This window comes from Roseovarius sp. AK1035, assembly GCF_003288315.1.
Taxonomy (GTDB): domain Bacteria; phylum Pseudomonadota; class Alphaproteobacteria; order Rhodobacterales; family Rhodobacteraceae; genus Roseovarius; species Roseovarius mucosus_A.
This window is the reverse complement of sequence record NZ_CP030099.1, coordinates 3309609-3328030: the sequence shown is the minus strand read 5'-3', so window position 1 is coordinate 3328030 and position 18422 is coordinate 3309609. Positions and strand designations below refer to the sequence as shown.

Here is an 18422-nt window from a genome sequence, read left to right as displayed (position 1 = left end):
CCATTTATTACAAAGACTTGTGAGGCGAAGCTCACATATTGGCGAACTTGATCGACTCGCCGCAGCCACAGGCCTCTGTCACGTTGGGATTGTTGAAAACAAAGCCGGATTCAAGGAGCGATGTCTTGTAGTCAATCTCGGTGCCGAAGAGGAACATCTGGGCCATAGGGGCAATGAGCACGCGCGCGCCGTCCTGTTCGATCACCTCGTCATGGGGATCAATCTCGGTCACGTAGTCCATGGTGTATTCCATACCGGCGCAGCCGCCCTTTTTTACCCCGATCCGCAGCCCTTGATGCCCGTCGCGCTGCATCAGGCGGGTGATCTGGGTCACGGCGGCCGGGGTTATGGAGACGGGCGGTTTTCCGGGTATGCCAAACATGAGGTCAGCCTTCCAGTCTATTGATTTCGTTACATGAACCCGAGTTCAAGGCGGGCTTCATCGCTCATCATATCCATGCCCCATGGCGGTTCCCAAACGAGGTTGACATCAACCTGTTTGATACCTGCCAAGGGTTCGATCGCATCGGCCACCCAACCGGGCATTTCGCCTGCCACGGGACAGCCGGGGGCCGTCAGGGTCATGGTGATCGAGACCGTGTTTTCGGCATCTATATCAATGGTATAGATGAGGCCAAGATCATAGATATTGACCGGAATTTCCGGGTCATAAACGGTGCGGCAGGCCTCGACCACCTGTTCGAAGAGCGGGTGATCTGTGCTGGAGGGCGCGATCAGGGGGGCGCCTTCGAGCGGCTCTGAACTGTTCATCATGATCGTATCCTGCGGTTATCCTGAGCAAACATATAGGGTTTATCGAGGCCCGCGTCCAGAGGGGGACGTCAGCGGGCACCACGCAGCTTAGTCGGTGCCAGATTTGCGCCGACGCACCGGGACCGGGCGCGCGCGGGTCTCGATCATTTCGTAAAGCGCGCCGGTGATGTTCTTGCCGCTGGCCCCTTCGATCCCCTCAAAGCCGGGGGAGGAGTTGACCTCGAGCACTTTGGGGCCGCTGTCGGAGCGCAAAAGGTCTACGCCCGCCATGTTGAGATCAAACACACGGGCGGCGCGGATGGCGGTATCGCGCTCGGCCTTGGTGATGCGGATGGTCTTGGCGGTGCCGCCACGATGCAGGTTGGAGCGGAAATCGCCCTCGGCCCCGGTGCGTTTCATCGAGGCCACGACCTTGCCGCCGACAACAAGGCAGCGGATGTCTTCGCCCGCCGCCTCCTTGACGAAATCCTGTACGAGAAAATTGGCCTTGAGCCCGCGAAAGGCGTCGATCACCGACTCGGCGGCCTTTTTGGTCTCGGCCAGAACCACGCCTTTGCCTTGGGTTGATTCGAGCAGTTTGACGATCAGGGGGGCTGTGCCGACAAGGCCCATGAGGTTGCCGGTGTCCTTGGGCGAGGCGGCGAAGGCGGTGTTGGGCATGCCCACCTGTGCGCGCGCCATCAGCTGATGGGCGTAGAGTTTATCGCGGCTGGAAATGATGCCCGCCGAAGGATTGACGCAAAAGGTGCCGATGGTTTCGAACTGGCGGATCACGGCGGCACCGTAGGCGGTGATGGACGCGCCGATCCGCGGGATCACCGCGTCATAGCGGGGCAGGCGTTTGCCATCGTAATGCACTTCGGGGGCGAGCGCGTTGATCGCCATGTAACAACGGGTGGTGTCGATCACCTCGACGGTGTGACCGCGCGCCTCGCCTTCCTCGACGATGCGGCGGGTGGAGTAATTATCCTCGCGGCTGAGCACGGCGATGCGCAGGGCGCGTTTGGGCTGCGCGGTGCGGACGCGGGCGGTGTGATAGACATCATAGCTGAGTTCGGGTTGCAGAAAGCGGTCTGTGGCGACGATGGAAATATGATCCTTGAGCGCCTGACGGCCCAAGAGCATGCGGCTTGTCATGCTGGAGCGATTGGTCAACGTGATCTCAATCGGCCATGTATCGCCGCCGACCGAGAGCTTGGAGGCGATGACATAGCGCAATTCCCGCTCGCCATTCGACGAGGTCACATCGCGCCGGTCGATGATCGGGGCGGAGCAGGGGATGATCAGATCATCACGGCCCGGAATCGGATGCACGGTAAAGCGCACCTTGGGGCGAGAGGCGGGACCGAAGGTTTCGATGTCAAAGGCATGCAGCGCCGAGGTGCGCGCGCCGGTGTCGACCTTGGCCTTGATCGCGGGGACGCCAAGATCAGGCAGGCTGACCCATTCCTCCCAGCCGAACTGGAGAGGCTGGGGGCTGTCGGGGGTATCGGTCATCGGGCGTGTCCTGTTGCGTTGAGTCGCGGCGGGGGCGCGCGTGCCGCCTCTCTACTTGGGATGGACCTGAGGATGCAAGGAATGGGGGGGCAGGTTACTTGTTGATATCTTCGCGGATCACGCGGCTTTGGTCATCGGGAGCGCGAAAGAGCCGCCGCAGGATTACCCAGGCGGCCAAGGAGAGAAGCGTAAAGAGGGCGAGAAGCGCCGTGAGGCCAAGATTAAGCGGCAAGAGCACCAGCAGCGCCACGAGGGCAGCCCCAATGGCGAAGCCCAGAAAGATGAAACCGGGCACGAGGATTTCGAGGATGGCCAGCCCAAGGGCTGCCGCAAGCCAGACCCACCAGAGATGCCACAGGACCGTTTCCATCAGCTGCGTCCCTTGAGCATGTTGAAGGCATTGCCAAACGCCTCGAGCGCGTGAGCGGGCACGAGAATGGTGTTGGACGAGGGGCTGTTGCCAAGGGTGTTGAGCGCCTCGACCTGTTTCAGCGCCACTTGATATTGCGCGGCCTCCAGCCCATTGGCGGCGATGGCGGCGGCGACCACGCCGGTGGCATAGGCCTCGGCGTCGGCCTCGATGCGGCGGGCCTTGGCGGCCTGTTCGGCGGCGTAAAGCTCGGCATCGGCCTGAAGCTCGACGGCGCGTTTATGCCCCTCGGCCTCGGTCACCTGCGCGCGGCGGGCGCGCTCGGCGTTGAGCTGTTGCAGCATCGCGGCGCGGGTGGCCTGATCAAGATTGACATCGAGAATTTCGGCGCGGGTCACTTCGATGCCCCAGTCATCGACGGCGTTTTCAACCAGCGATTTGATCGTGGTGATCAGTTGAGTGCGGTTGGATTGCACCTCGTCTAGGTCCATCTTGCCGATTTCGGCGCGCACGATGCCGGCCACGGTGGTGGCAATCGCGCCATCCACCTCGCGGATGCGGTAGACGGTCTTTTCCGGGTAGAGGATGCGGTAGAACACCGAGGTTTCGACCTGCAAAAGCACGTTGTCGCGGGTGATGGCATCCTGGCTTGCGTTGGGCAATTGCCGCTCAAGGATCGAAATCTTGTGCCGCACCACATCGAGAAAGGGCACGATCAGGTTGATGCCGGGGCCAAGCACCTTGTGCAGTTTGCCAAAGCGTTCGACGACATATTGCTCTGACTGGGGCACGATCTTGACCCCGCGAAAGATTATGATGATCCCCAAAATCGCGATCAGGAGCCAAACGACATTTGTGGAAATCAGGTTCAGGATCATGTCTTCGGTCATGGGAACTCTCACACTGGGGCGGCCAAGACGGCATTTTACAAGGCAGGGTAAACCGCTTTAAAGGGGGGCAAAAGGGCTAAAGCGATAGGAATTGACGGCATGCGGTTCGGGTTCGAGAAACTGGCACAGGACGGCGCGGCGCGGGCAGGGGTGATCCGCACGCCGCGTGGTGACATCCGCACGCCAGCCTTCATGCCGGTGGGCACGGCGGCCACGGTCAAGGCGATGATGCCCGAAAGCGTGCGCGCTACGGGGGCGGATATCCTCTTGGGCAATACCTATCACCTGATGCTGCGGCCGGGGGCCGAGCGGATTGATCGCTTGGGCGGGTTGCATCGGTTCATGAACTGGGATCGGCCGATCCTGACGGATTCGGGCGGGTTTCAGGTGATGAGCCTTGCAGGGCTGCGCAAGCTGACCGAGCAGGGTGTGACCTTCAAGAGCCATATCGACGGGTCCAAGCATGAGCTGACGCCCGAGCGGTCGTTGGAAATCCAGCGGTTGCTGGGGTCTGACATCGTGATGTGTTTTGACGAATGCCCTGCCTTGCCCGCGACCGATAAGGCGGTGGCCGAGAGTATGCGGCTGAGCATGCGGTGGGCGGCGCGCTCGAAAGAGGCGTTTGGCGACCGGCCCGGTCACGCGCTCTTCGGGATCATGCAGGGGGGTGTTACGCCCGAGTTGCGCGAAGAGAGTGCCGAGGCCCTGAAAGCCATTGGTTTTGACGGCTATGCCGTGGGCGGTCTGGCCGTGGGGGAAGGGCAAGAGGCGATGTTTGGCGTGCTTGACTATGCGCCGGGCTTTTTGCCGGAGGATCGCCCGCGCTATCTCATGGGGGTGGGCAAGCCCGATGACATCGTGGGGGCCGTGAAGCGTGGCATCGACATGATGGATTGTGTGCTGCCCAGCCGGTCGGGGCGCACCGGGCAGGTGTTTACCCGGCATGGTGTGGTCAATATCAAGAACGCGCGGCATCAGGATGATCCGAGGCCATTGGATGAGGCCTGCACCTGTCCGGCCTGTCGGAATTATTCCCGCGCCTATCTGCATCATGTGTTCCGGTCGCAGGAGATCATCAGCTCGATGCTGCTGACATGGCACAACCTGCATTATTTCCAACAGATCATGTCAGAGATGCGCGCAGCGATTGCCGAGGGGCAGTTTGAAGCGTGGGAGGCTGCGTTTCACGCGGGCCGCGAAGAGGGCGATATCGACCCGCTCTAAGCGCGCGCCTGTCAATGGCCGGGTTCTGTGCGGTGGTGCGGCAAGGCCTGTGGGATAGGGCGCAGCTGGCGGACTTGTGTGGCGGCAGCGGGGGCATAGGTTGAGTGCAAGCGTAAATCGCATGCACAAGGAGCATTCCCCATGAGCCACAAACTGTTTTCCCGCACCAAAGCTGGTGATCTTGATCTGTCCAACCGGGTTGTCATGGCCCCGCTGACACGCAACCGCGCCGATAATGACACGGGCGAGGTTGGTGCGCTGCATGTGGAATATTATGCGCAGCGCGCCGGGGCCGGGTTGATCATCACCGAGGCCGCGCAGATCAGCCCCGAGGGCAAGGGCTATGTCGGCACGCCGGGCATTTACAGCCCCGGGCAGGTTGCCGCGTGGAAAAAGGTGACAGAGGCGGTGCATGCCAAGGGGGGCAAGATCGTCATTCAGCTCTGGCATGTGGGGCGGATCAGCCATACGTCGTTGCAGCCCGATGCGCAGGCCCCGGTTGCGCCGGTGGCGGTGGCGGCCAAGGCACAGACCGTGACGACGGCTGGGTTCGAGGACACATCGACGCCGCGCGCCCTGCGCGCGGATGAAATGCCGCGGCTGGTTGCGGATTATGTCCATGCCGCCAAGGCCGCCAAGGAAGCCGGGTTTGACGGGATCGAATTGCATGCCGCCAATGGCTATTTGCTGGATCAGTTCCTGAAGGACGGGCCGAACACCCGCGAAGATGCCTATGGCGGATCAGTGGGCAATCGGGCGCGGTTACTGTTTGAGGTATTGGACGGGCTGGAAACCGTCTGGGCACCGGGGGAAATCGGTATTCGCCTTTCGCCGTGGTCCGGGTTCAATGACGCGACGGACAGCGATCCTGATACCAGCTTTGGCTGGGTGGTCGAGCAGCTTAACCGGCGGGGTCTGGCCTATCTGCACCTGATCGAGGGCAGCACGGGTGGCGCACGTGACGGCGCGTTTGACGCGCTGCGGGCCAAATGGACCGGGGTTTACATGGCCAATAATGGCTATGACCGCGATCTGGCGCTGACGCGGGTGGCGACGGGCAAGGTTGATCTGGTGGCCTTTGGGCGGCCCTATATCGCCAATCCCGATCTGGCCGAGCGGCTAGAGCTGAATGCGCCGCTGAATGAGGGTGATCAGGCGACGTATTATGGCGGCGGGGCAGAGGGCTATACCGATTATCCGACGCTTGAGACCGTTTAAGGATCGTCTGACATGATATTTTGCGCGCGGCCTGTTGGGCTGCGCGCAAAGATGGCGCGATACGTGCAGGATCGCAGCAGGTGACGAGGGATAAGGGACTTGGACAGCGCAGGACGATTTGTGCCGGTCTGACCCTAAAGTTGTATAAAGCATGACCGTTTAGCCAAAGATGCAGGCGGTGTTGTCTGACCCTTCTGACCATGAAACATACTGCACGAGGTGGATATGCACGCCGACGCCGCACGGTCTGGCCCAAGGGCCGACAAAACACTTGTCGACCAAGAGGTTCCTTTTCGAGCAGATGAGCTGTTCTTTTCCCGCACCGACACGCGCGGGGTGATCCGGGCGTTCAACCCCGTGTTTGCCCGTGTCGGGGGCTACAGTGCCGAGGAACTGGTTGGCGCGCCGCACAAGCTGGTGCGGCATCCCGATATGCCCAAAGGTGTGTTCTGGTTGATGTGGGAAGGGTTGAAACGTGGCCATTCGGTTGGGGCCTATGTCAAGAACCGGGCCAAGGATGGGCGGTTCTATTGGGTGTTCGCCGTGGTTTCGCCGGTTGATGGCGGCTATTTGTCGGTGCGGCTGAAGCCGACGAGCGCGCTCTTCACGACTGTGAAAGAGGTATATGCCCGCGCCTTGGGCCGCGAGCGCGAGCGCAGTCTGACGCCTGAGCAAAGTGCAGCGGCCATTGAGGCCGATTTGATTGACGCGGGCTTTGCCAATTATGGCGTGTTTCAGATCGAGGCATTGCGCCGCGAACATGCGTCACGCGAGGGAGCGCGTAAACGCGCGGTCACGCCTGCCTTGGCTGCGTCGGGTCATCTTTTTGACGTCAAGCGCGAGATTGAGCAGGAATTGCGGGTGCTCTGCGTCAATCTCAAAGAGGCTGAGCTGATCACAACCAATATGAAGATCCAAGCCTGCAAGCTCAAGTCTGACAGAGGGCCGATCAACGAGATTGCCAAGAATTACGAAATGATGATGCGCGATATTCGCAATCATCCGCGCGTGATCCAGACCCTGCGCGACGATCAGGGAACTTGGGATGTGGCCGACGAAGCAAAATCGGTGTTCATGATTGCCGTGGCCGATCTTATGGAGGAAATGGTCACGTTCTTTACCCAAGAAGCGGAGCGCGAAAACCATCTGGGTGCGACCGCCGAGATGGAGGTGGTCGCGGGCCTGCGGGATCGGTATCGGATCGAGGCGGATCGCGCCATGCAGGACGGCTATCGCGCAGTCCGGCAGTTGTCGGCGGATGCCGAGATGATCCGGCGCATGGTCACGGGGTTGGCGATGGTGCGGGTCGTGCTGCGTGTCGAGGCGGGTATTCTGCGCGAGCGCTTGTCGGGGCTGCAATCCATCTTGGGGCAGTTGGACCGCTTTCATGACGAGGTCAGTGCCGCGCTGGAGCGGGTGCAGGACGCGGTGACGTCGTTGATGCGCGACCGCAGTCTGGCGGCCTGAGACACCATGCAAAGCGGGGCCTGGCCTATGATGCGCCCTTGTGCCCGGTCTGATCTGAGGGCAATGTTTGCCGAATCTGTTGAAACCTGACGGGGTGCGCCCCAAGTTAGGACTAACGTAACGGAGAGGGCCGTGGTTGCCGCCGCGCGGGGCCGGTGCCCTCTTGCTAAAAACAGGAATACGAGCATGCAAGACACCCTTAACGCCTCTTATCCGGTCCTGCCGCTGCGGGATATCGTGGTGTTCCCGCATATGATCGTGCCGCTCTTTGTGGGGCGCGAGAAATCTGTGCGCGCCTTGGAAGAGGTCATGGCCGATGACAAGCAGATCCTGCTGTCGAGCCAGATTGATCCCGCCGATGACGATCCCGCCGAGTCCGGCATTTACCGCGTGGGCGTGCTGGCCAATGTGCTGCAACTGCTCAAGCTGCCCGATGGCACCGTCAAGGTGCTGGTCGAGGGCGTGGCGCGGGTGCGGATCACCGAGTATCTGGCCAATTCCGAATTCTTCGAGGCCAAGGCCGAGTATCTGAGCGAAATTCCCGGCGATGCGACCACGATCGCGGCGCTGTTGCGCACGGTCGGGGATGAATTCGCGCGTTATGCCAAGGTGAAAAAGAACATCCCCGACGAGGCGATGGCCGCTGTCACCGAGTCCGAAGAGCCGGCCAAGTTGGCGGATCTGGTGGCGGGTCATTTGGGGCTGGATGTGGGCCGCAAGCAGGAACTGCTTGAGACGTTGAGCGTGAGCGAGCGTCTGGAGAAGGTTTACGGCCTTATGCAGGGCGAAATGAGCGTTCTTCAGGTCGAGAAGAAGATCAAGACGCGCGTCAAATCCCAGATGGAGCGCACGCAACGCGAATATTACCTGAATGAGCAGATGAAGGCCATTCAGAAGGAATTGGGCGATGGCGAGGATGGCGCGGGCGAGATTGCCGAGCTGGAAGAGCGCATCGCCAAGACCAAGCTGAGCAAGGAAGCCGCAGAAAAGGCCGAAGCCGAGCTGAAAAAGCTCAAAAGCATGAGCCCGATGAGCGCTGAGGCGACTGTGGTGCGCAACTATCTCGACTGGATGCTGAGCATTCCATGGGGTGTCAAAAGCCGCACCAAAAAGGACCTGCACAAGGCGCAGGATATCCTTGATGCCGATCACTATGGTCTGGACAAGGTCAAAGAGCGGATCGTCGAATATCTCGCGGTGCAGCAACGCAGCCAAAAGCTGAAGGGCCCGATCATGTGCCTTGTCGGCCCGCCGGGTGTGGGTAAGACCAGCCTTGGTAAATCCGTGGCGCGGGCGACGGGGCGCGAGTTCATCCGGATTTCTCTGGGTGGGGTGCGCGACGAGTCCGAGATCCGTGGCCATCGCCGGACCTATATCGGGTCGATGCCCGGCAAGATCATTCAGGCGTTGAAAAAGGCCAAGACCACCAATCCGCTGATCCTGCTCGATGAGATCGACAAGATGGGGCAGGATTTCCGGGGTGATCCGGCGTCGGCGATGCTTGAGGTGCTTGATCCCGAGCAGAACTCGACCTTTGTCGATCACTATCTTGAGGTGGAGTACGACCTTTCGAATGTGATGTTCCTGACCACGGCCAACAGCTATAACATGCCGGGGCCTCTCTTGGACCGGATGGAGATCATTCCGCTGGCGGGCTATACCGAGGATGAAAAGCGCGAGATTGCCAAGCAACATCTGGTCGACAAGCAGGTCAAGAACAACGGCCTGAAGAAGGGTGAATTTGCCCTGACCGATGCCGCGCTGACCGATGTGATCCGCTATTACACCCGCGAAGCCGGGGTGCGGAACCTTGAGCGTGAGATTGCCAAGCTGGCGCGCAAGGCGGTGACGCGGATCATCAAGGGGACGGACAAGGCGATCACGATCACGCCGGAAAATCTTGATGATTTCCTTGGGGTGCGCAAATACAAGTTCGGTCTGGCCGAAGAGAGCGATCAGGTGGGTGTTGTCACCGGGCTGGCCTATACTTCTGTGGGCGGTGAGTTGCTGAATATCGAAGCGCTGCGCCTGCCGGGCAAGGGCCGGATGAAGACCACCGGCAAGCTGGGCGATGTCATGAAAGAGTCGATTGACGCTGCCTCAAGCTATGTCCGCTCTGTGGCACCTGATTTGGGGATCAAGCCGCCCAAGTTCGAGAAATGGGATATTCACGTCCATGTTCCCGAAGGCGCGACGCCCAAGGATGGCCCCTCGGCTGGCCTTGCGATGGTGACCTCCATCGTATCGGTGCTGACCGGCATTCCCATTCGCAAGGATATCGCCATGACTGGCGAGGTCACGCTGCGCGGCAATGCGCTGCCTATTGGTGGCCTTAAGGAAAAGCTGCTGGCGGCGTTGCGGGGCGGGATCAAGACCGTTCTCATTCCGCGTGAGAACGAAAAGGATCTGGCCGAGATCCCGGACAATGTGAAAGAGGGGCTGGATATTATCCCTGTCGATCACGTGCGCGACGTGCTGAAACTGGCGCTGGTGCGGGCACCGGAGCCTGTGGAATGGGACGAAGAGGCCGAAGAGGCCGCCGCTGCCGAGGCCGCGCTGAAATCCGGCGAAGAGGGCCGGGGGGCCGTGGCGCACTAAGCTGCGCAGGCCCTTTCCGATCTGACATGACAAAACGCCCCTAGCTCATCGCTTGGGGCGTTTTCCATTTGGTATATGTCCCAAAATGAAACCGGCCCCGCTGTTGAACGGGGCCGGTGAAATTTTTGCCTGGACCAGTATTTATCCGAAGAGGAAATTATCTGCGGTGAGGTCCGCCGCGAGAACCGCTTCGAAGGTGATGGTCTGGCCGTCGACCGCTACAACCGCACCGGCGACCGTATCGGTGATGTCGAGCGTGTCGAAACTGGCCACGCTGCGCAGGATCACGGTTTCGGTGCTTGCATCGAAATCGGTGATGATGTCGGCCTCGCCGCTGGTCAGCGTGTTGAAGACGAAGGTATCCACACCCTCGCCGCCAGTCATCAGGTCATTGCCCGAACCGCCGTTGAGCGTGTCATTGCCTGCGCCGCCATCCAGCACGTCATCGCGCCCGCCGCCTGCGACAAAGTCATCACCTGCGCCACCCAGAACGGTATCGTCACCCAAGCCGCCGCCGAGGCTGTCGTTGCCTTCGCCCCCATCAAGCAGGTCAGTGCCCGCGCCGCCGCCGATGAAGTCATCGCCGGTGCCACCCTCGACCGTGTCAGCGCCCTGACCGCCACCGAGGCGGTCATTGCCGTCCTCGCCCCGCACCAGATCGTTGCCTGCGCCGCCATTGGCCACATCGTTGCCAGCACCGCCGTTGACGATGTCGTCACCCAAGCCAGCCCCGATAGTGTCGTTGCCAGCTCCGCCGTTCACCGTATCATTGCCAAAGCCACCGCCGAGGTTGTCATTGCCTGCGCCGCCGTTCACGAGGTCGTCGCCCGCGCCTGCGCCAAAAACATCGTCACCGTCCGTGCCCACCAGCGTATCGTCGCCATCACTGCGCCCGGTCGGGGAGCTGTCCACGCCGAGGTTGTCGAGGTTGTAGATTGCGGTGTTGCCGTCGCCCTCATAGGCGATGGCGATCTGGGCAAATCCTGTCGCGCTCTGCTCTGCCGGGATAAAGGCGATGGTTTCGGGGCTGATGTTGCCGTTGGCCTCGCTGTCGATATAGCTGTCAAACACCGGGTTTGCGGGGTCGGAGATGTCGAACACCATAATGCCGCTGTCGCGCTCAAGCCCGATGAAGACATAGGGTTTGCCTTCGACAACACCCACGGCGATGGCCTCGGGCTCAACCCCTTTGTCGTCTGAACGGTTGTCGCACTCGCCTTCGTCCTGATTGAAGAGCTCGGGCCGGATTTCGGCGATAAGCTGCGAAAACTGCGACCCGCTGTCAAACACGATCTCGCCCGCGGCGTTGTAGATGGTGAAGGAGCGCGCGCCGTAGTGGAACAGCTGATCGTAATCGCCATCGCCGTCGGTGTCGCCCAGATCGGTGCGCACGTTGAGGCGGCCAAGGTTTTCGTTCAGTTGCAGGATATCGGCATTTGGAAAGGCCGTCGGATCAAGATCAAGGCTGCCAATCCGGGCCTCGGTCGCATCGCGGGCGTCGCCTTCGTTGGCGGTGAAGATATAGGTTTCGCCGCCGATTTCGATTGAGGTGATCGCGTCGGGCTGGCGCATGCCGAAGAGGTTGTCATAGGTTTGCAGGTTGATCGCGTTGTCGCGGTTGGAGGCGTCGATCTCGTTGCCCTGAAGCGAACGATCCACGAGGCCAAAGCTGCGGATGTCGGTCACGGTGTTGGTCGTGAGGTCGATGACCGCGTAGGCATTGGCCTCTTGCAGGCTGACCCATGCGGTGACGCCATCGGGCAGCACGGTGATATACTCCGGCTCCAGATCCTGCGAGGCGGAGTTGCCCGGTTGGATCAGAACGCCGACCTCGCGCAGCGCGTCCTCTTGGCCGTCGAAGGCCGAGAAATCGAGCGTGACAGCGGTGGCATTGGCCGCGCCGCCGCTGAGGTCGATGATGGACACAGACCCGAGCGGATCGGTGCCGTCGAGCGGTTCACCCTCATTGGCCACAAGGATGCGCGTGCCATCGGGGGTGAAGGTGAGCATGTCGGGCAGATTGCCGACCTCAATGGTGTTGAGCAGGGTGCCTTCGAGATCAAAGATCGCAACCACGCCATTGGCCTCGGCCGGCGTGACCGAAATGGCCGCGGCGACAAGGCCGTTTTGGGCAGTGACCGATTGCACGCCGTCAAAACCCTGAACCTGACCTAGATCGAATTCAAAGAGCTTCTCGCCGGTGGTGGCATCGAATACGTCAACCCGGTTTTGCGCGCCGTTGGTAACATAGGCGCGGCCTGCGTCCACCGAGACCACTTCGGAGCCGCCGGTGAAAAGCTCGGTCTCGCCGCTGAGCAGGTTGGCAGCGATGGACACCTCAAGCGTTGGGGTGTTTTCGTCCAGCAGAATGCGGTCAATCCCGCCATTGCGCGCCAATTGAACAATGCGCAGGTCGTTGGCCACATCGGTTTCGGCATTGGCAAAGGCGGTGTCTTCGTCGGGGAAATTCTCGGACATGAAATCGCCCAAGGCCTGCTGTTCGCCAAGGCGATCCGCCTCTGTGTCGGATGTGATGCCGCCTTCAGGCGTCAGGAATTGCACATCCGAGATCAGTTCCTGAAACGGATAGCCGTCGCCATTGCTCTGCATGAGGAAATCGAGCGTGACCATGCGGATCGTCTCGGGGGCCTCAGCCGTAAAGGCGCCATCGCGAAAGATCACGATGTCATCGCCGGTTTCGGGATCAATCAAGGCCACCGTCTTGATCCGGTCGCCCGCGACGGCCACTTGCGGGCGGTCGGTGGCCGGATCGACCACGTAATCGCCATTCGCATCGGTCACGAGTTGCTGGGCGGTGCCTGCCTCATCAAAGCTGACGCGGAAACCGCCGATCTGAAAGAAACGACCGGGGGTGTTGCCTGCGTCGGTATCGGTGTCGGCCACGCCATGCTCGAGCAGCATGAGAAAGCCTTCTTTGGTCACGGTGGCGACGGCCAGACCGTTGTTGAACCGCAGCGAGTTTTGCAGGTCGAGCTGCGACAGCACGCCGTCGCCTGCATCAGTGCCGGTGTTGGTGGCCGAGCCGATTTCGGCGCGGATGCCGCCACCGTTCTTGAAAGAGACGTTGACGGTGGTATCGGCACCCCGCGCCGCCGAGAGATTGGCATCGGCAGTCAGGTTGCCAAGGTTGCTTTCTTCGGTGCGCACGGTTTCGCGGCGTCCGTCAAGGAACACGTCATGGTTGCCAAAGGCGATGGCGTCGGCCTCGTCTACAATGACCTGCACCGCATCGGTCAGGTCCTGTACGATGCTGGCCTTGGCCGAAGCGTCGAGCGCTTCTGTCAAAGTGGCGGCACCGGTCACGTCGAGAACGCCCTGAGCATCGGTTGCGAAAGCGCCCGAGACGGCGGTGTCTATGGAATCGGCCATAAGAACGCCGTTGTCGTCGAATTCGACCACGAGGCGGCCAAGGTAGCTGTATTCGCCATCAGTCGAAACGATCGCCACGGGATGGCCATTCGCATCCACGGTCAGGAAAGGATAGGATTCGGCCGCTGCATCGCCATCGCGCAGCCGGTCATTGGCATCGGCCTGAAGCGTGTTGGAGCCGCCCGCGATAATGATATCCACCCCGTCAAGCAGCCCTGCCAGTTCCTTTTCCAGCGAAATCTGCTGAAGATGCGAGGTGAGGATGATCTTGTTGGCCCCCGCCGCGATCAACGCGTCGATCTGCGGCTGAATGACGGCGGCGAGAGCGGCCATATTGTTAGCCCCGCCGGTGATCTCATTGGTGCCGCCGGTCGAGGAAATCGTCTCGATGATCTGGGTGGTGGCCCCGACCACGCCGATCAACTCGCCGCCTTCTTCGATCAGAGTGGCGGGGGCGATGGCCGGGCCGATATTGCGCGCCGCCAGATCGGCCAGCGATTCCGCGAAGATATCCGAGGTCAGGATCTCGTCGGTAAAGAGGCGGCCAAGGCTGTTGTCGCCGGAAAAGTCGATGTTGGCGGAAAGATAGGGGAAGAGGGCACCGACCCAGTTGATCTCGCCATTGCCGCCAGAGGCATTGATGATGCCGGCAAAGGCATTGGTGCCGGGGTCGAATTCGTGATTGCCGACTGCCGAGGCGTCAAAGCCGAGCACGTTCATGATAGTGATGTCGACGCGGCCCGGGCCTTCGTCGATGTCGAGCGTCACGCCGGTCAGATCAAGGCCCAGAACCTCTGTGTAAAAGCGTTCATAAGCGGCGGTCAGGGTGGCCCCCATCGAGAAATCCGCTGCGGTCGAAAAGAATGGACCGGGAATGTAATTGTCTCCGGCAGAAAGCAGGATCGTGTTCTCGAATGTATCTTCGAGCGTGTCGACGATCGCGGCAAAATTTGGCGCGTTGTCCAGAGCGGCAACGCCACCCTCAAGATCGTTGGCATGCAGAAGTTGGAGCGTATAGGCCATAGGAGGGTCCACCCAGATTGAGACATGATACCGGGGACCGATAGAGGCGGTTTGTGACGTGGGTTTGAGAGATTTGTAACGTCTGCGTAAACGGCGCGGGTTCGCGGGGCGGGGTGCGCGGTGGTCCGTCTGACAGATGTGGCGCGTGGTTTGCGCTTAGTCGCGTTCTGGTGTCTCTGCGCGCGCGCGATTGCGCAGGCGCTGCGCCCGAGCGAGCCTGTCCACTTGGTTCATCGCTTGCAGGATGTTTCCCGTGGCGGCTGTGAACAGCGCTTCGCGCTCTGCAAAGAAGGGGTCGGCGAATGTCTCAAAGGCGCGGCGCGCGACGGCGGCACCGGTTTTGAGGTGGCGATGCCGTGCGAGGGCCTGCAGCATTTCCTTGTGATATTTGGGCAGCGTCTTGCGGGCGCGCATCTCGGAATAGAACCAGGCGTTGTCCAGCGTGCCGGTGCTGGCCTTGCGGAACACCTCCTTCAAAAGACCCATGGCGTCAAAGGCTTCGGGCAGGCCGTGCCCAAGCAAAGGGCTGCGCAGGTGCCGGACATTTTCCCCGGTAAAGCGCGCGGCATGACGGCGATCTTCGCTGTGGAACGGATCATAGAACAGATAGACCTCGGCGGCCTGACGCGATTCGACGGCGGCATCGTTGAAGAGACCATCCCAGCGTTGCCGACGTCCTTTGCCGTGGTTGGTTTCCCAAGGCACCAGATCGGCATGTAGGGTGCTTTGTGGGGTATAGCTGATCACGCGGCAGCCGGGGGCCAATGACGAAAAGGCCGCCGCACCAAAGCCGCCCATAGAGGTGCCGGTCATGACGACCTGCGCGAAGTTTTGGAAAAAACCCCGGTCGCGCAGCGCCAGCAGGCTGGCGTGCAGGGCAGGGCATCTGAACCAATCGGTGTCATCCGCCATGACACCCAGAACGGAATGCCCCTCTTGCAAAAAGAACCCATGCCCCCAAGCCCGCCTGTTCGGCACCCGGCGCTGCGCCGCGACGGCATTGTCAAAGGACACAACCAGCACGGGCCCAGCCGCCGTGAAGGACAGGCGGTTCTTCGGCAGGATAGTCTCGAAATCCGTAACGAGTGGCATGGCGTTTTGTCTCTGTGCTTGGCCTGCTCAGGCCTCACCTCGGCGGCACTGATCGTTGCAACTGCATAACCTCTTGGCGCAGCAGTCTCGCGGATTTTAGGCGACATCACAATGAAGAGCGATGCCAGAAAACACACAGCCCGCCCAAAAGATTTTAAGTAGGTAAATGACTTAAGGGGATTGTGGCGGAGAGACAGGGATTCGAACCCTGGGTGGGGTTGCCCCCACAACGGTTTTCGAGACCGCCCCGTTCGACCACTCCGGCACCTCTCCGCGGGGGTCTGGTGGAGCAAGCGTTTATTTGCCTTTGGCGGGGGGGGCAAGGGGGATTTGCATTGTTTCGCGGGATAATTTGCCTAGGTTGGGCTAAGGTCTGAGCGAAGCGATCTGGAAAGGATGACGTGTCATGAGCGAGGTTCGCTTGCGGTCACCGGCGCGCGGCGTCGTTTTGACGGTTCTGGCGGTGGTGATGGTGGCGTTGATCGCAGGGCCTCTGCGTGCGGCGGATCGGGCGCGGCTGGAGGCGTTTCTGGAGGTGACGGGCTTTGGCGTGGCGCTGGACAGTATCGCGCTCTCGGCCTCGGGCGCGCCGGCGATGCTGGGGCTTTCGGCCAGTGATTTCGGGCAGGGCTGGAGCACGCTGGCCGATGAGGTGTTTGAGACCGCACGGATGCGTGAGATGGGGTTGAGCATCCTCGAAGAGGCGATGGACGACGAGATGTTGGGCCATGCGGCCGAATTCTATGCCTCGGATTTGGGGCAGCGTCTGGTTTTGGTCGAGAATGCCGCGCATCTGCATGAGGATGACGACGCCAAGCGGGCTGAAGGCGAGGCGCTGTTGGCCGCGATGCCGCCTGAGCGTGTCGAGGTGCTGCGCGCGATGAATGCGGCGGTGGACAGTGCGGGCACCGGGGTGCGTGCGGTGCAGGAAATTCAGGTGCGGTTCTTGCTTGCGGCCTCTTACGCGGGCGTGCTGGAAAGCGAGATCGACGAAACCATGCTGCGGGCGCTTTTGGCGGAGGACGAAGACGAATTGCGCGAGAGCCTGCGCGCCTCGGCGCTGGCCAGTGCGGCCTATACTTATCAGAGCCTGCCTATTGAGGATCTGCGCGCCTATGTTGCGGCGCTCGAGCATCCGATCATGGCGCGGGTTTATGAGCTTATGAATGCCGTGCAATATGAGATCATGGCCAACCGGTTCGAGGTTTTGGCGGCGCGGATGCGGGGGCTGACCCCGGCGCAGGAGCTGTGAGGGTGCGGGCGGTTCTGTTTGCCTGTGCGGCGCTGCTGCTGGCGGCGCTGCCGCTGCGCGCGGGCGAGGTTGATCGGCTGATGGCCGCGCTGCACTTTGAAGAAACCGTGGCGATCATGCGGGCCGAAGGGCTGCGCTATGGTGGCGATGTGGGCGACGAAATGTTGAGCGCGGTCGAGCGGGCCCGTTGGGATCGGGTGGTGGGCCGTGTCTATGATGCGGATCGGATGCTGGCGCAGGTGCAAAGCCGGTTCGCACAGGCGATGGACGGCGCCGACACCGGCGCTTTGCTTGGGTTTTTCGAAGGGCAGGGTGCTGAGGTTGTCGCCTTGGAAATTGCCGGGCGTCGGGCGCTGTTGGATGACGGCACAGAGGCTGCGGCAGAGGCGCGCTATGCCGAGTTGGCGGCGGCGGATGCGCCGATTGTGCGCCATGTGGCGACCCTTATTGCGGATAGCGATCTGATCGAGCGCAATGTCGCGGGGGCACTGAATGCCAACCTTGGATTTTATCGAGGGCTGGCTGATGGCGGCGGTCTTGATCTGAGCGAACAGGAAATGCTGGCGGAAATCTGGGCGCAGGAGCCTGAGATGCGCGAGGAGACCCGCGATTGGTTGCAGGCCTATCTGACCATGGCCTATCAGCCGTTGCCGCAAGAGGTGCTTGAGGCCTATATTGCCCTTTACCGCAGTGCCGAGGGCCAGCAGTTGAATCATGCGCTGTTCGTGGCCTTTGACGCGATGTATGAAGAGTTGTCCTATCAACTTGGGTTGGCCACCGCTTTGACGATGCAAGGCGAGGATTTATGAGGGATTTGGCGTGGTTTTGCCCGGCTGGGCCTTGACTCTGACGATGGAGTTTGGCATCAGCGCGCAACCCGGCGGGATGATCTTGCCGGGTTTGTCTTTGATATACACCCCTATAGGGGCGCAGTTCGAGGTGGCCTGAGGGCCGAAAACGCCCGGTTCATCCGGGGACCACAGAGCGCGGAGAGAAAAGGAAGAGCCCATGTTTGCGGTCCTCAAGACCGGTGGCAAGCAATACAAGGTGTCGTCGGGCGACATTCTTCGTGTTGAGAAACTTGCAGCTGATGCTGGTGAAAAAGTTCAGTTCAACGATATCCTGATGCTCGGTGGCGATGCCCCCGTGATCGGTGCGCCTTTTGTGGCCGGTGCGGCCGTTCAGGCCGAGGTCGTTGATCAAATCAAGGGTGACAAAGTTATCAACTTTGTCAAACGCCGCCGTAAACACGGCTCGCAGCGCACCCGTGGCCATCGTCAGAAGCTGACCCTGCTGCGTGTCACCGAGATTCTGGCCAGCGGTGCAGACGCAACAGGCGTCAAAGCGGCTGTCGGTTCCGGCTCGGTTGCGACTGTGGTCGAAGCGAAGCCCGCCAAGAAATCCAGCGCCAAGCCGGCAGCGGGTGGCGATGATCTCAAGCGGTTGTCGGGCGTTGGCCCCGCACTTGAGAAGAAGCTGCTTGAAGCGGGTGTAACCACCTTTGCCCAAGTGGCGGCATGGACCGAAGCCGATGTGGCTGCCATGGACGAAAAACTGTCGTTCAAGGGCCGGATCGAGCGTGAAGGCTGGATCGAACAGGCCAAAGAGTTGGCTAAAGGCTAAGGAG

General features: G+C 61.0%; 14 protein-coding genes and 1 tRNA gene. 7 read left to right on the top strand and 8 right to left on the bottom strand.

What is annotated here, in order from left to right:
• Positions 1-31: 31 nt before the first annotated feature.
• The 5 genes from RAK1035_RS15890 to RAK1035_RS15870 form a co-directional block, all read right to left on the bottom strand.
• Positions 32-382: a HesB/IscA family protein gene (locus RAK1035_RS15890; RefSeq protein ID WP_008281150.1), complete on the bottom strand. Its 351-nt coding sequence runs from the start codon at positions 380-382 to the stop codon at positions 32-34.
• Positions 383-411: 29 nt separating this feature from the next.
• Positions 412-774, bottom strand: a complete 363-nt coding sequence (locus tag RAK1035_RS15885; protein WP_008281149.1) for an SUF system Fe-S cluster assembly protein — start codon at positions 772-774, stop codon at positions 412-414.
• Positions 775-861: 87 nt separating this feature from the next.
• Positions 862-2271 carry a 30S ribosomal protein S6--L-glutamate ligase gene (gene rimK / locus RAK1035_RS15880; RefSeq protein WP_008281148.1) on the bottom strand — a complete coding sequence of 470 codons (1410 nt, stop codon included), beginning with the start codon at positions 2269-2271 and terminating at the stop codon, positions 862-864.
• Positions 2272-2365: 94 nt separating this feature from the next.
• Positions 2366-2641 (bottom strand): hypothetical protein, encoded by a 276-nt coding sequence (locus RAK1035_RS15875; protein ID WP_008281147.1) that lies wholly within the window; start codon positions 2639-2641, stop codon positions 2366-2368.
• Complete coding sequence (locus RAK1035_RS15870) at positions 2641-3531, bottom strand: SPFH domain-containing protein (protein WP_008281146.1); 891 nt, start codon at positions 3529-3531, stop codon at positions 2641-2643. The genes RAK1035_RS15875 and RAK1035_RS15870 overlap by 1 nt, the downstream gene beginning before the upstream one ends.
• A 99-nt stretch (positions 3532-3630) precedes the next feature.
• Here RAK1035_RS15870 and tgt point away from each other — a divergent pair, with 99 nt between their 5' ends.
• The 4 genes from tgt (at position 3631) to lon (ending at position 10038) form a co-directional block, all read left to right on the top strand.
• Entirely contained in the window at positions 3631-4755 is a 1125-nt protein-coding gene (tgt, locus tag RAK1035_RS15865) for a tRNA guanosine(34) transglycosylase Tgt (protein ID WP_008281145.1), read from the top strand.
• Positions 4756-4896: 141 nt separating this feature from the next.
• A complete protein-coding gene (locus RAK1035_RS15860) occupies positions 4897-5973 on the top strand; it encodes an alkene reductase (RefSeq protein WP_008281144.1) in 1077 nt (358 codons plus the stop codon).
• Between the two features lie 225 nt (positions 5974-6198).
• Complete coding sequence (locus tag RAK1035_RS15855; RefSeq protein ID WP_008281143.1) at positions 6199-7440, top strand: PAS domain-containing protein; 1242 nt, start codon at positions 6199-6201, stop codon at positions 7438-7440.
• A 186-nt stretch (positions 7441-7626) separates the two neighbouring features.
• Complete coding sequence (gene lon / locus RAK1035_RS15850) at positions 7627-10038, top strand: endopeptidase La (protein ID WP_008281142.1); 2412 nt, start codon at positions 7627-7629, stop codon at positions 10036-10038.
• A 141-nt stretch (positions 10039-10179) separates the two neighbouring features.
• Here the strand turns inward: lon and RAK1035_RS15845 are convergent, their stop codons facing one another.
• The 3 genes from RAK1035_RS15845 to RAK1035_RS15835 form a co-directional block, all read right to left on the bottom strand.
• Positions 10180-14451, bottom strand: coding sequence for a choice-of-anchor I family protein (locus tag RAK1035_RS15845; RefSeq protein ID WP_008281141.1), 4272 nt, complete (start codon positions 14449-14451; stop codon positions 10180-10182).
• Positions 14452-14607: 156 nt separating this feature from the next.
• Positions 14608-15543 (bottom strand): hypothetical protein, encoded by a 936-nt coding sequence (locus tag RAK1035_RS15840; RefSeq protein WP_008281140.1) that lies wholly within the window; start codon positions 15541-15543, stop codon positions 14608-14610.
• A 183-nt stretch (positions 15544-15726) separates the two neighbouring features.
• Positions 15727-15816 (bottom strand) — tRNA-Ser (locus RAK1035_RS15835).
• Positions 15817-15949: 133 nt separating this feature from the next.
• On the opposite strand from RAK1035_RS15835, the gene RAK1035_RS15830 reads away from it, so the two are divergent.
• From RAK1035_RS15830 to RAK1035_RS15820, 3 genes are all read left to right on the top strand, one after another.
• A complete protein-coding gene (locus RAK1035_RS15830; RefSeq protein ID WP_008281139.1) occupies positions 15950-16795 on the top strand; it encodes a DUF2059 domain-containing protein in 846 nt (281 codons plus the stop codon).
• 2 nt (positions 16796-16797) lie between these two features.
• Positions 16798-17604: a hypothetical protein gene (locus RAK1035_RS15825; protein ID WP_037297677.1), complete on the top strand. Its 807-nt coding sequence runs from the start codon at positions 16798-16800 to the stop codon at positions 17602-17604.
• Positions 17605-17803: 199 nt separating this feature from the next.
• On the top strand, positions 17804-18418 hold the full coding sequence (locus RAK1035_RS15820; protein ID WP_008281136.1) for a 50S ribosomal protein L21: 615 nt from the start codon (positions 17804-17806) through the stop codon (positions 18416-18418).
• Positions 18419-18422: the final 4 nt, after the last annotated feature.

Bases quoted from the DNA above. Each gene is read 5' to 3' on its own strand.
- RAK1035_RS15840 (WP_008281140.1), bottom strand. From the start codon at position 15,543: ATGCCACTCGTTACGGATTTCGAGACTATCCTGCCGAAGAACCGCCTG.
- RAK1035_RS15860 (WP_008281144.1), top strand. From the start codon at position 4,897: ATGAGCCACAAACTGTTTTCCCGCACCAAAGCTGGTGATCTTGATCTG.
- tgt (WP_008281145.1), top strand. From the start codon at position 3,631: ATGCGGTTCGGGTTCGAGAAACTGGCACAGGACGGCGCGGCGCGGGCA.
- RAK1035_RS15845 (WP_008281141.1), bottom strand. From the start codon at position 14,451: ATGGCCTATACGCTCCAACTTCTGCATGCCAACGATCTTGAGGGTGGC.
- RAK1035_RS15870 (WP_008281146.1), bottom strand. From the start codon at position 3,531: ATGACCGAAGACATGATCCTGAACCTGATTTCCACAAATGTCGTTTGG.
- RAK1035_RS15885 (WP_008281149.1), bottom strand. From the start codon at position 774: ATGATGAACAGTTCAGAGCCGCTCGAAGGCGCCCCCCTGATCGCGCCC.
- lon (WP_008281142.1), top strand. From the start codon at position 7,627: ATGCAAGACACCCTTAACGCCTCTTATCCGGTCCTGCCGCTGCGGGAT.
- RAK1035_RS15855 (WP_008281143.1), top strand. From the start codon at position 6,199: ATGCACGCCGACGCCGCACGGTCTGGCCCAAGGGCCGACAAAACACTT.
- RAK1035_RS15890 (WP_008281150.1), bottom strand. From the start codon at position 382: ATGTTTGGCATACCCGGAAAACCGCCCGTCTCCATAACCCCGGCCGCC.
- RAK1035_RS15830 (WP_008281139.1), top strand. From the start codon at position 15,950: ATGAGCGAGGTTCGCTTGCGGTCACCGGCGCGCGGCGTCGTTTTGACG.
- RAK1035_RS15820 (WP_008281136.1), top strand. From the start codon at position 17,804: ATGTTTGCGGTCCTCAAGACCGGTGGCAAGCAATACAAGGTGTCGTCG.
- RAK1035_RS15875 (WP_008281147.1), bottom strand. From the start codon at position 2,641: ATGGAAACGGTCCTGTGGCATCTCTGGTGGGTCTGGCTTGCGGCAGCC.
- rimK (WP_008281148.1), bottom strand. From the start codon at position 2,271: ATGACCGATACCCCCGACAGCCCCCAGCCTCTCCAGTTCGGCTGGGAG.